The organism is Agromyces sp. NPDC055658 (genome assembly GCF_053618155.1).
In genome coordinates this window covers 95,298-107,891 of the sequence record NZ_JBSHHD010000010.1, presented here as the reverse complement: position 1 = coordinate 107,891, position 12,594 = coordinate 95,298, and the positions used below count along the sequence as shown (strand labels likewise).

Here is a 12,594-nt window from a genome sequence, read left to right as displayed (position 1 = left end):
GCCACCACACGACGCGGATGCCCCGGGGCCGGCCCCGAGGCATCCGCGTCGTCGTGTCTGCGGCGGGGGCGGGGCGGGGAGAGCGCGCATGGGCGCACGGCTTCCATGCATGCGTATCGGAGGTTCCTCTCAGAAACGCTGCGTACGGTAGCTGAGATTGTCTCGATCTCAAGCCAGTTTCGCCACGAAACCCGACCCCCTTTGATACGTAACGCGTGATGACTTCCCCCCAGCACGGCCGCCGCGCGGCCGCCCCCGTTCCTGCCCGCCGCCCCGCACGTCGCCCAGCGACCGCTCGCCAGGCGCTCTCGATCGCCGCGATGGGCTTCGTCGGCGCGATGATCGTCGCGACGAGCGTGCCCGCCCTCGCCGTGACCGCGACCGATGCCGAGTCCCGCGCGTCGGTCTATGCCCCCGTCGAAGACACCGTGAGCTTCACCCCGCAACACGTCGAGGTCGGTGCCGACGCCGTCGAGGCGACGCTCGCGGCCGAGTCGTACGACGTCGTCAAGGCGCCGCCGCCCATCGTCTCGCAGGTCGCGGGGCTCGGCTCGGTGTCGATCATCGAGTCCGACGTGGTCGTGTGGCCGGTGCAGAACCCCGACCGCCGCAGCGGCGGCTACGGCCCGCGCGATGCACCCTGCGCGGGCTGCTCGACGTTCCACGACGGGGTCGACTTCACGCCCGGCGACGGCACGCCGGTCATGTCGATCGCCGACGGCGTCGTCGTGAAGGCGACCGAGAACGGCGGCGGCCTGGGCGTCAACGTCGAGGTCGAGCACAACATCGGCGGCGAGCTCGTCACGAGCTCGTACGCGCACATGCAGTTCGGCTCGATCGCGGTGTCGGTCGGTCAGCGCGTGGCCGCCGGCCAGCAGCTCGGCCTCGTCGGCACGACCGGCCAGTCGACCGGCCCGCACCTGCACCTCGAGATGTTCGGTGCCGACGGGGCCCGGTTCGACGGGTTCGCCTGGCTCGCCGCCCACATCGGCTGACGTCCTCTCGGGTGGTCGAGGAGCGCCGACGATCGCCGGTCTCGATACGCGTGCTCCGTCGGCGCGCGCTCCTCGGCCCCTCGGCGTCCTACGCCCCGGTGAAGCGGGGTTCCCGCTTCTCGATGAACGCCGAGACCCCCTCGCGCATGTCGGCCGTTCGGAACGCATCGCCGAAGCCCGCGATCTCCAGATCGCTCGCCGTCGCGGTCGGCATCCCCGTCGCATCGACGAGCACGCGCTTCGCGAGGCCCACGGCCGGGGCGGCGTTCTGCGACACGAGCGCGATCGTCTCGCGCGCGCCGGCGAACATCGACTCGCGGTCGGCGAAGCGGCGGGCGACGAGCCCCGCCGCGACGGCCTCGTCGATGCCGATGCGGCGGCCCGTGTAGATCAGTTCCTTCGCGAGTGCGAGGCCGATCGTGCGGGGCAGTCGCACCGTACCGCCGAAGCCCGGGATGAGTCCGAGATGCACCTCGGGCTGGCCGAACGCCGAGGCGTCGGTCGCGTAGATGAAGTCGCACGCGAGCGCCATCTCGAGCCCGCCCCCCAGCGCGAACCCGTCGACGCAGGCGATGACGGGAACCGGCAGCGCCTCGATCGCGGCGGCGACCCGGTGGCCGGCGCGTGCAGCCGCCTCGCCCTCCTCGGGGGTGAGGCCGGCCATCGCCCGGATGTCGGCGCCGGCGATGAACGCTCGTCCGCCCGCGCCGGTCAGCAGCACGCCGCGCACCGCCGCACCGTCGCCGGCGATCTCGTCGGCGAACCCGGTGAACGCCGTCTCGAGCGCGGCGAGCACGGCGGGGGAGAGGGCGTTGAGTGCCTTCGGCCGGTCGATCGTGACGACGGCGAGGTCGGCGTCGCGTTCGACCCGCACCTCGGGGACGTCGGTCGGGGCGGCGGTCGTGGCGTCGGTCATCGTCGATCCTCTCGGTGCTTCGGTGCGTGCCGACCACGCTACGGCATCGGCTCCCGCGGGCGCTGCGCCGGCGGTCGCCGGCGCAAGCCCACCGAGGGCCCGCCCCGGTAGACTCGTCGCATGCCGACCCCCACCCCTGCCGCCCGATGAGTGACGTCGTGCGCCACGAGTCGCCGTCGATCGCCGCCCGTGTCGGCGCGCTCGTCGTCGCCGCACTCGTCGGCGCCGTCTACGGCGCGATCGCCACGGTCGGCCACCGGCAGGTGCTCCGCATCGGTGACGCGGTGATCCCGTGGGGCCTCGTCGTCGCGATCATCGGCATCGCCGCCCTCCTCGTCGGCATCCGGCTCGTGACCCGGGGCCGCGCGATCACGGCCGCCGCGGCGGCCGGCCTCGTGGTGATGGTCGCCGTGCTCACCTACCTGCCCGGGCCGGGCGGTTCGGTGCTCGTCGTCGGCGACCTCCTCGGCACCGTCTGGTCGTTCGCGCCCGCGCTCATCGCCGTGCTCGTCGTCGCGTGGCCCGAGTTGCCGTCGCGGGCCCGAGCCCGCGCATAGACTGAAGATCCAGCCTCTCCGAAGGAGCACGAACCACCGTGACCTATGTCATTGCCCTCCCGTGCGTCGATGTGAAAGACCGTGCGTGCATCGACGAGTGCCCCGTCGACTGCATCTACGAGGGTGAGCGCTCGCTCTACATCCACCCCGACGAGTGCGTCGACTGCGGCGCGTGCGAGCCGGTGTGCCCGGTCGAGGCGATCTACTACGAGGACGACCTGCCCGACGAGTGGTCCGACTACTACAAGGCGAACGTCGAGTTCTTCGACGACATCGGCTCGCCCGGCGGTGCCGCGAAGGTCGGCGTCATCGCGAAGGACCACCCGATCATCGCGGCGCTTCCGCCGCAGGCGCACTAGTCGGCGAGGTTCCGACCGTGGCGCGGGGCGAACTGCCCGACTATCCGTGGGACCTCATGGTCCCGTACCGCGAGCGGGCGGCCGCCCACCCCGACGGGGTGGTCGACCTCTCGATCGGGTCGCCCGTCGACGAGACGCCCGCGATCGTGCGCGAGGCGCTCGCCGCCTCGACCGACGCTCACGCGTATCCGCAGACCGTCGGCTCCGACCTGCTGCGCGACGAGATCGTCGCGTGGTTCGCCCGGCGTCGCGGCGTGACCGGGCTCACCCGCGAGAACGTGCTGCCCACGGTCGGCTCGAAGGAGCTCGTGGCGCTGCTGCCGTTCCTGCTCGGGCTCGGCGAGGGCGACGTCGTCGTGCACCCGAAGGCCGCGTACCCGAGCTACGAGATGGGTGCGGTGCTCGCCGGCGCGACGGCGATGGCGAGCGACGACCCCGCCGAATGGCCCGATGCGACGAGGCTCGTCTGGCTCAACAGCCCCGGCAACCCCGACGGGCGCGTGCTCACGATCGACGAGCTCCGCACGGCGCGCGAGCGCGCCCTCGAGCTCGACGCGGTCATCGTCGGCGACGAGTGCTACGCCGAGCTCGGGTGGGAGGGCGAGTGGGCCGAGGGCGCGGTGCCGAGCCTGCTCGACCCCAGGGTGGTCGGCGACAGCCGGCGGAACACGCTCGTCGCGTACTCCCTCTCCAAGCAGTCGAACATGGCGGGCTACCGCACCGCGTTCATCGCAGGGTGCCGCACGGTCGTCGGCCGGCTCACGAACGTGCGCAAGCACGCCGGGCTCATGCTCGCCCAGCCGCTGCAGCAGGCGATGATCGCAGCCCTCCGCGACGATGCGCACGTGGCCGAGCAGAAGGAGCGCTACCGAGCGCGCCGCGCGCAGCTCAAGCCGGCGCTCGAGGCGGCCGGCTTCCGCATCGACCGCAGCGACGCCGGCCTCTACCTGTGGGCGACCGAGGGGCGCGACGCGTGGGAGTCGATCGGCCGGCTCGCCGACCTCGGCATCATCGGGGGCCCCGGCCACTTCTACGGCGTGCACCACCCCGAGCACGTGCGCCTGTCGCTCACGGCGACCGACGAGCGCATCGCCGCGGCGGCGTCGCGCCTGCGTGCGGCGGCCGGCTCGTAGCATCCCGACACGAACCCGGCGCGGCGCAGTGTCAGGTGCCGCCAATGTATACAGCGATCTCTTGGCGGATGCGACAGTGTGCCTCCGGCACGTCTAGGCTGTAGGTCGGACCGTGGCCGACCCTACGCCGCGAGCCCGAAAGGCAGGTGACCGCGCAAGTGACGATCACAGGAGGCGCCGTGAGCGACGTCGTGAACCCCGCGGCGGGGCAGAACCCCGAGACCGCGACCCTCAGCTTCCCCGGCGGCACCGCCGAGTTCCCCGTGCGCCCCGCGGTCGACGGCAATGCGAGCATCGACCTGTCGACGCTGACGCGCCAGACGGGGCTCACCGCGCTCGACTACGGATTCGTCAACACCGCATCGACGCGGTCGGCGATCACCTACATCGACGGCGAGCAGGGCATCCTGCGCTACCGGGGCTACCCGATCGAAGAGCTCGCCGAGCACTCGACCTACCTCGAGGTCGCCTGGCTGCTCATCTACGGCCAGCTGCCGACCGCCGACCAGCTCGGCGAGTTCGATGAGAAGGTGCGCCGCCACACGCTGCTGCACGAAGACCTCAAGCGCTTCTTCTCGGCGCTGCCGCACACGGCGCACCCGATGTCGGTGCTGTCGAGCGCGGTCGCGGCCCTCTCGACCTACTACGAGGACTCGTCCGACCCGCACGATCTCGACCACGTCGAGCTCACGACGCTGCGCCTGCTCGCGAAGCTGCCGGTGATCGCCGCCTACGCCCACAAGAAGAGCGTCGGCCAGGCGTTCCTCTACCCCGACAACTCGCTGAACTTCGTCGAGAACTTCCTGCGGCTGAACTTCGGCAACATGGCCGAGCCGTATCGCATCGACCCGACGCTCGCGAAGGCGCTCGACCGGCTGCTCATCCTGCACGAGGACCACGAGCAGAACGCGTCGACCTCGACCGTGCGCCTCGTCGGCTCGACCGGTGCGAACCTCTACTCGTCGATCTCGGCGGGCATCCAGGCACTCTCGGGCCCGCTGCACGGCGGCGCCAACGAGGCCGTGCTGCAGATGCTCGGCCGGATCCAGGAGTCGGGCGAGGGCGTCGCCCGCTTCGTCGAGCGCGTCAAGAACAAGGAAGACGGCGTGAAGCTCATGGGCTTCGGGCACCGCGTCTACAAGAACTACGACCCGCGGGCGAAGATCGTCAAGGAGTCGGCCGACGCCGTGCTCGAGAGCCTCGGCATCGACGACCCGCTGCTCGACATCGCGAAGGAGCTCGAGCAGTTCGCCTTGCAGGACGACTACTTCAAGGAGCGCCGGCTCTACCCGAACGTCGACTTCTACACGGGCGTCATCTACAAGGCGATGGGCTTCCCGACGCGCATGTTCACCGTGCTGTTCGCGATCGGCCGCCTGCCCGGCTGGATCGCCCACTGGCGCGAGATGAACCTCGACCCGCAGACCAAGATCGGTCGCCCGCAGCAGCTCTACACGGGTGAGCCGGTGCGGCACTACCCGGGCGCCTGAGCCCGGCGCGTCGGGCGCACGAACGACGAGGGTCCCGATTCCGGTGGAATCGGGACCCTTCGCGTCGGCCGATCAGGCCGCGTCGACGAGTTCGGCCGTCGGCGAGGCATCCAGTTCGTCGAGGCGCGCCGTACGGGGCGCTCGCCCGACCGCGAGCACGATGACCGCGGCGAGCACCGCCATCAGCGCGACCGTGAGCCACGCGATGTCGTAGCCCGTCTGCGTCGGGGCGGCCGTGCCGCCCGCGCTGCCGAAGACGATGGTGCTCACGAGGGCCGATCCGATCGCCGAGCCGATCGTGCGGAGGTTCGCGTTCACGCCGGTCGCCACGCCGGTGCGGTCGGCGGGTACGCTCTCGACGACGATGCTCGCCGCCGAGGCGTAGGCGAGCCCGATGCCGACGCCGAACACGCCGCCGGCGACCGCGAGCTTCCACACCGCGTCGTGGTCGAACACGGCGAACCCGACGCCTGCGGCCATGAGCAGTGCGCCGCCCGCGAGCATGAGGCGAAGCGGGATGACGCGGCTGAGCGCCCCGGCGGCGAAGCCGACGCCCGACATGCCGATGAGCAGCGGCAGCAGGGCGAGCCCCGCGGCCTGCACGTCGAGGCCGAGCCCCCAGCCGGCCGTCGTCTCGAGGAACTGCGGCAGGTAGCCCCAGAACCCGAATGCCGCGGCGCCGAGCAGCAGTGACGCCGCATTGACCGGCCAGAGCTCACGGGCGAAGAGCAGGCGCAGGTCGACGAGCGGCTCGGCCGAGCGCAGCTCGGTGACCGCCCAGGCGGCCATCAGCAGGGCGGCGAGCACGAACAGGCCGATCGTGAGCGGCGACCCCCAGCCCCAGCGGGCGCCGGAGCTGAGCGGGACGAGGAGGGCGACGAGCCAGCCCGACAGCAGCACGCCGGCGAGCACGTTCACCCGACCGGTCGCGCGGGTGCCGGTCGCCGGCACGAGGAGCGCGACGAGCACGATGCCCGCGATCGCGGTGATGAGCGGGACGGCGAACACCGCGCGCCAGCTGAGCACGCCGGCGATCGGGCCGGCGAGCACGCTGCCCGCGGCGCCGCCGATGCCGATGATCGCGCTCGTCGCGCCGATCGCGCCGGTGAGGCGTTCGCGCGGCATGACGTCGCGCAGCAGGCCGAACGCGAGGGGGAACAGTGCCCCGCCCACCCCCTGCAGGATGCGGCCCGCGATGAGGGTCGTGAGGTCGGGTGCGACCGCGGCGACGATGTCGCCCACGGCGACGACCGCGAGCACGGCGAGGAAGGTGGCGCGGCGCCCGCGGAGGTCGCCGATGCGACCGAGCAGGGGAGTGGCGACGGCGGCCGCGATGAGCCAGGCCGTGTTGGTCCACGAGGCAGTGTCGGCGGCGACGCCGAAGTCGGCGGCGATGGTCGGGATGACGGGGATGACGAGATTCTGGAGCAGCGCGAGCGAGGCGACGCTCACGGCGATGGCCGCGAAAGCGGCGCGTGAGGTGGTTGACACTGCGGACCCTTCGGTCAGGTGCGCGAACGCGAGGAGCGAGGTAAAGTGGAGTATGGCTCCGAGTGGAGGAAGCCTCCGGTTATCGACGAAGACGACATTACCGGAGGGGGCCTCCGTTTCGCAAGGGGTCCACTGGAATTCGTCGGCGGCACGTCACCTGCCCGCCGCAACCGGCAGAGGAGTTGAGCGCGGAATGACCGAGGTGCTGCGGGTGCACACCCTCGAGGCGCGGCGGCCCCGCCGTGCCGACGCCGCGCGCAACTTCGACGCGCTCGTCGCGGCGGGGCGGCAGGCGTTCGCCGAAGACGGCTCGTCGGCCTCGCTCGAGGACATCGCCCGGCGCGCCGGGGTCGGCATCGGCACGCTCTACCGCAACTTCCCGACCCGAGACGACCTCATCGAGACGCTCTACCTGGGCGAGGTCGAGGCGCTCGCCCAGGCGGCCGACGAGGTCTCGGCGCTCGAGCCGTGGCCCGCGCTCGAGACCTGGCTCGACCGATTCGTCTCGTACGTGGGCACCAAGCACGCCCTGCTCGAGGGGCTCAACCGCGAGTCGTCCGTGCTCGGCGAATGCCGGTCCATCATGCTGGGCGCCGGCGAGCCGCTGCTCGCGCGCGCCCAGGCCGCCGGCGAGGTGCGCGACGACGTCACCATCGGCGACGTCGTGAAGCTCGTCTCGGGAGTCGCGGCCGTGTCGTCGTTCGACGACGAGGCGCAGCGCAGTCGTGTGCTCGGGCTCGCGATCAACGCGATCCGCACCTGACCGCGCGGTCGGGGAGCGACGCGGGAGCGTCGGGGGAGCCACGGCACGGCGACGCCCCCGATACCGCGCAGAGCGTCTACTCGACCGCGCGGAGCAGCAGCGTGTCGCGCGCCGACGCGACGATCGCGTCGAGCGTGAACGGCCACTGCCGCGTCTCGCCCCGTTGCCAGAGCGGTGCCTGGTCGTCGTAGTTCGGGTGGAACGCGTGCCCCGAGGCGCCGGTGAGGTTGATCCACGTCGATCGGTCGACGTCGTCGAGGTCGACGACCATGCGCATCGACGGCACCCAGTCGACGCCGTACCCCTGCGAGGCGTCCCATCCGATCGCGTTCACGATCGCCGATCCGCCGCCGAGCTCGTACGGCCCGCGGTTGAACAGCCATTCGATGGGCGCGACGCCCGACTCGCCGAAGCTCTGGTTGGTGAGCGTCAGCGTGTGCAGGTCGCCCCACCGCCAGTCGGCGGCATCGTCGCCCATGAGGTCGGCCGCCTCGTCCCACGCCTCGTCGAGCGCCTTCGCGATCGCCGCGTCACGAGCCGGTACCTCGCCGGATGCCTCGCCCCACCACGACGAGTCGGGCTGGCCGAGCAGGGTGCCCACGACCGTGAACCATCGGTCGCCGCCCTGCGGCAGGGTCTCGGCGGGCAGCCCGCCGAACATGTCGTCGAGGAGCGTCCGCCAGAACACGTTGAAGTACGCGGCCTCGGCGCTGTCGGCGTCGGCGTGCCCGTTCCAGCCGTCGAGCAGCTCGGCGCCGCGAGCGGCGTCGCCCGAGAGGTCGAGCTCCGCGATCACCGGCAGGAACCGGGCGGCGTTCGCATCGGACGTGTCGAGCTGGATCGACGACATGTCGTCGGCGGTGAGCTTCGCTCCGCCCGCGAGCGCCGCGCGGAGTCGCGAGTCGATCCCGGTGGCGCGGTAGCCGTAGTCCCAGTCCTTCGTCAGCAGCGGGCCGTCGGGTCCGGCGGCCGCGTTGTTCGCCGTCACGATGTACCCGGCGGGCGGGTTCTGCACGCTCGGGAGCTCGTCGAACGGCAGCATGCCGCTCCAGCCGTTGGCGCTCGTCCACCCGGGCAGCGGCATCGTGCCGTCGCCCGACTTGCGGAGCGGGATCTTGCCGGGCGCCTGATAGCCGATGTTGCCCTCGTCGTCGGCGTAGATGAGGTTCTGCGCCGGCACGTCGAAGAGCGACGCCGCGTGGCGGAAGCCGTCCCAGTCGCGCGCGCGGTCGAGCGCGAAGATCGCCTGGGCGGTCGTGCCGGGCGTGAGCGCGGTCCACTGCAGGGAGACCTGCAGGTCGGAGGCCTCGTCGGGGGATGCCGCGGCTGCGGCATCCGCGACGGCCGTGAAGTCGCTCCCGATGCCGGTGACGATGGGACCGCGACCGGTCGAGCGCACCGTGATGGTCACCGGGTCGCCGCCCGCGACCTCGATCACCTCCTCGCGGAGGGTGAGCGGCACCATCGCGCCGTCGAGCTCGTACGAGTCGCCCTCGACCCGCTCGAGGTAGAGGTCGGCGACATCGGGGCCGAGGTTCGTGAACCCCCACGCGATGCGTTCGTTGTGCCCGATGATCACGCCCGGCAGCCCCGAGAACGTGTAGCCGGCCACGTCGAACGCGCAGTCGTCGGTGATCTCGGTGCAGTGCAGGCCCATCTGCGCCCAGATCGACGGCATCGCCGGGCCGAGGTGGGGGTCGTTGGCCAGGAGCGGCTTGCCGCTCTCGGTGAGACTGCCGGAGACGACCCACGAGTTCGAGCCGATGTCGCCGCCCTCGGGACCGAGCAGTTCGGGGAGGTCGTCGAGGGCTGCGGCGAGCGAGGTCAACGGGGCGGCGTACCCTGGCGCCGAGGCATCCGTCGTCGTGGTCGTGACCGGTGTCGCGAGCGGTGCGCCGTCGGCATCGAGCAGCCGGCTCCCGGTCGCCGCCGGAGCGGCGGCGATCGGTCCGCCGACGATCGTCGGCATCTGCCCCCAGGCGTAGTCGGGGTGGAGCTCGGCGACCTGCTCGGGCGTCAGCTCGGTCGTGAGCAGGGCGCGGTCGATCTCGTCGCCGAGGTTCGAGCGCAGGTCCCACGCCATGGCCTTGAGCCAGGCGATCGAGTCCACCGGCGTCCACGGCTCGGGGGAGTAGCCGGGGTTCTGCAGCCCGAGCACGGCGTACTCGAGCGAGAGGTCGGCGCCCGAGTGCTCGTCGAGGTAGGCGTTGACGCCCGCGGCGTAGGCGTCGTAGTAGGCGCGCGACTCCTCGTCGAGCAGCTCGTACTCCTGCTCGGCGATGCCGCGCCAGTCGAGGGTGCGGATGAACGTGTCGGTGCCGACCTGCGACTCGCCGAAGAGCTCCGCGAGCCGGCCCGCCGTCACGTGGCGGCGGAAGTCCATCTCCCAGAACCGGTCCTGCGCGTGCACGTAGCCCTGTGCGAAGAAGAGGTCGTGGCTCGTGTCGCCGACGATCTGGGGGATGCCTGCCTCGTCGCGGTAGACGGTGACGTCGGTGTCGAGCCCCCGCACGTCGATGCGTCCGCTCGTCGTGGGGAATGAGCGCTGCACCGTCCACCAGCCGATGCCGGCCCCGACGACCGCGAGCACGAGCACGGCGACCAGGAGGCCGATGAGGAAGCTCAGGCCTCGATGGCGGCTGGTTCTCGGGGCGTCGGTACCCACGTCACTCCTTCGTGATGCGCATGACGAGGGCCGCCACTCGGCGGCCTCGGAGCACCACTGTACCCCGAGCCAGTGGGGCGCATGACCCACGTCCCGCCCGTCGAGGAGCGCCCGGGGAGTGGGATGCGGAGGGCGATGCGCCCCTACGCGTGCAGTGCCGAGTTGAGCACGATGCCGTGCCCGTCGCGTGCGAGCACCTCGACCCGGCCGCTCAGCGAGTTGCGCCGGAACAGCAGGCTCGGCTGTCCCGACAGCTCGACCGCCTTCACGGTGCGCTCGTCGCCGTCGTCGCCCAGGATGACGACCTTCGTGCCCGCGGTCACGTAGAGTCCGGCCTCGACGACCGAGTCGTCGCCGATCGAGATGCCGATGCCCGAGTTCGCGCCGAGCAGCGCCCGTTCGCCGATCTCGACGCGCTGGGTGCCGCCGCCAGACAGGGTGCCCATGATCGAGGCGCCGCCGCCGATGTCGCTGCCGTCGCCGACGACGACGCCCTGCGAGATGCGGCCCTCGACCATCGAGGTGCCGAGCGTGCCGGCGTTGAAGTTCACGAAGCCCTCGTGCATGACGGTCGTGCCGGGAGCGAGGTGCGCGCCCAGGCGCACGCGCGAGGCGTCCGCGATGCGCACCCGCTCGGGCGTCACGTAGTCGAGGAGGCGCGGGAACTTGTCGAGCCCCGTCGCGTGGATGCCCGCGCGCTGGAGCGCCGGCCGCAGGCGGTCGAAGTCGGCCGGGTGCACGGGGCCGGCGTTCGTCCACACGACGGCGGGAAGGTGGGCGAAGACGCCGTCGAGGTTGACCGTGTTCGGGGCCGCGAGCAGGTGCGAGAGCACGTGCAGCCGCAGGTAGGCGTCGGCGGTGCCCCCGGGCGCTGCGTCGAGGTCGATCGTGAGCTCGACGACCTCCACGCGCACGTTGCGGCGGGCGTCGTCGCCCGCGAGGGCCGCGTGCTCGGGGGCGAGGGGGGATGCCTCCGCGCCGAGCCGAGGCCTCGGGAACCACGCGTCGAGCACCGTGCCGTCGCCGGCGATCGTCGTGAGCCCGGCGGCGGAGGCCGTGCGGGCAGGGCGGATGGCGTCGTCGTTCGCGGGCATGCTCCAAGGGTAGCGAGCGGCGGCGGGCGCTGCCGCGTGTGACGCCGGGCGTCCGTCGTACGTCGAGCGCCGATCGAGCGGGATCCAGGTTGGACACCCGTGGTCGGAGTCTGATAGCTTCCACCGTATGACAGCGCTGTCTTAGGAACAGACGACGGGCCGACGGAAGGAGCACCGTGACCGGCAACCGGGTAGCGACCATCGAACTCGGCGGGACCCACGTCGCCGTCGCCGTCATCGACCTCGCCGCTCGTGCGATCGTCGGGGGCACCCACCTGACCCGGCCCCTGAACTCCGGCGGGAGCGCCGACGACATCCTCGACGCCATCGCCGCCGCCGCCCGCGTGCTCGGATCCGAGCACGGGGGGCGTTGGGCCGTCGCAGTGCCCGGTCCGTTCGACTTCGCCGCCGGCATCGCGCGGTACACCGGCGTGGGGAAGTTCGACTCGCTGTACGGCATCGACCTGCGCGCACGGCTCGCCGACGCCCTCGACGCGGAGCCGAGCTCGTTCACGTTCGTCAACGACGCGGACGCGTTCGCACTCGGCGAGTACGCGGCCGGCGCCGCCCGCGGCCTGTCGAGATTCTGCTGCGTCACGCTCGGCACCGGCGTCGGCTCCGGATGGGTCGTCGCGGGTGAACGGACCGACGGCGCCGCTCCGGGCGGCGAGGTGCATCTGCTCGAGTTCGAGGGGCAGCGCATCGAGGCGCGGATGTCGCGCCGGGCCATCAGGGCCGCCTACTCGCGGAGGACGGGCCGATCGGAAGCCGTGCCCGACGTGAAGGAGATCGCCGACCTGGCCCGCGGCGGCGATCCGATCGCGCGCGACGTGCTCGAGGACGCGTTCTCGTTCCTCGGGCGAGCGCTCGACGGTCCGCTCGCCCGATTCGATGCCGACGCGCTCATCATCGGCGGGACGATCGCCCGCTCGTGGGACCTCCTCGAGCCGGCGCTGTCCTCGGGGCTCCGCCGACCGGGCTTCCCGGTCATCCGGGCGGAGCTCTCGGACGAGGCGCCGATGATCGGCGCCGCGTACGCGGCGCACTCCGCCGACGCGGCGATGCTCGGCGCTCGCGGACGCTGAGCCCGATCCGCCCGTCGCCCTCCGTCGGCGCGAGGAGTCGTCGTCG

The 12,594-nt window shown here is 72.1% G+C and carries 11 protein-coding genes; 7 read left to right on the top strand and 4 right to left on the bottom strand.

Annotated elements, in window-relative coordinates:
- Positions 1-218: 218 nt before the first annotated feature.
- Positions 219-995 carry a M23 family metallopeptidase gene (locus tag ACWGPE_RS07025; RefSeq protein WP_231430501.1) on the top strand — a complete coding sequence of 259 codons (777 nt, stop codon included), beginning with the start codon at positions 219-221 and terminating at the stop codon, positions 993-995.
- An 88-nt stretch (positions 996-1,083) separates the two neighbouring features.
- On the opposite strand, the gene ACWGPE_RS07020 is transcribed toward ACWGPE_RS07025, so the two are convergent.
- Positions 1,084-1,911, bottom strand: a complete 828-nt coding sequence (locus ACWGPE_RS07020; protein WP_231430502.1) for an enoyl-CoA hydratase/isomerase family protein — start codon at positions 1,909-1,911, stop codon at positions 1,084-1,086.
- Between the two features lie 146 nt (positions 1,912-2,057).
- On the opposite strand from ACWGPE_RS07020, the gene ACWGPE_RS07015 reads away from it, so the two are divergent.
- From ACWGPE_RS07015 to ACWGPE_RS07000, 4 genes are all read left to right on the top strand, one after another.
- Positions 2,058-2,468, top strand: coding sequence for a histidinol dehydrogenase (locus ACWGPE_RS07015; protein WP_231430503.1), 411 nt, complete (start codon positions 2,058-2,060; stop codon positions 2,466-2,468).
- A 38-nt stretch (positions 2,469-2,506) separates the two neighbouring features.
- Positions 2,507-2,827, top strand: coding sequence for a ferredoxin (gene fdxA, locus ACWGPE_RS07010; RefSeq protein WP_231430504.1), 321 nt, complete (start codon positions 2,507-2,509; stop codon positions 2,825-2,827).
- Positions 2,828-2,844: 17 nt separating this feature from the next.
- On the top strand, positions 2,845-3,960 hold the full coding sequence (gene dapC / locus ACWGPE_RS07005) for a succinyldiaminopimelate transaminase (RefSeq protein ID WP_308191638.1): 1,116 nt from the start codon (positions 2,845-2,847) through the stop codon (positions 3,958-3,960).
- 179 nt (positions 3,961-4,139) lie between these two features.
- A complete protein-coding gene (locus ACWGPE_RS07000) occupies positions 4,140-5,450 on the top strand; it encodes a citrate synthase (protein ID WP_231430505.1) in 1,311 nt (436 codons plus the stop codon).
- A gap of 72 nt (positions 5,451-5,522) precedes the next feature.
- Here the strand turns inward: ACWGPE_RS07000 and ACWGPE_RS06995 are convergent, their stop codons facing one another.
- A complete protein-coding gene (locus tag ACWGPE_RS06995; protein ID WP_255680322.1) occupies positions 5,523-6,959 on the bottom strand; it encodes an MFS transporter in 1,437 nt (478 codons plus the stop codon).
- 175 nt (positions 6,960-7,134) lie between these two features.
- Between ACWGPE_RS06995 and ACWGPE_RS06990 the strand changes: the two genes are divergently transcribed.
- Positions 7,135-7,704, top strand: a complete 570-nt coding sequence (locus ACWGPE_RS06990) for a TetR/AcrR family transcriptional regulator (RefSeq protein ID WP_231430507.1) — start codon at positions 7,135-7,137, stop codon at positions 7,702-7,704.
- Between the two features lie 76 nt (positions 7,705-7,780).
- Here ACWGPE_RS06990 and ACWGPE_RS06985 read toward each other — a convergent pair whose 3' ends face one another.
- On the bottom strand, positions 7,781-10,369 hold the full coding sequence (locus ACWGPE_RS06985) for a penicillin acylase family protein (protein WP_231430508.1): 2,589 nt from the start codon (positions 10,367-10,369) through the stop codon (positions 7,781-7,783).
- 143 nt (positions 10,370-10,512) lie between these two features.
- Entirely contained in the window at positions 10,513-11,463 is a 951-nt protein-coding gene (gene dapD, locus ACWGPE_RS06980; protein ID WP_231430509.1) for a 2,3,4,5-tetrahydropyridine-2,6-dicarboxylate N-succinyltransferase, read from the bottom strand.
- Positions 11,464-11,639: 176 nt separating this feature from the next.
- Here dapD and ACWGPE_RS06975 point away from each other — a divergent pair, with 176 nt between their 5' ends.
- Entirely contained in the window at positions 11,640-12,548 is a 909-nt protein-coding gene (locus tag ACWGPE_RS06975) for an ROK family protein (RefSeq protein ID WP_231430510.1), read from the top strand.
- Positions 12,549-12,594 lie beyond the last annotated feature (46 nt).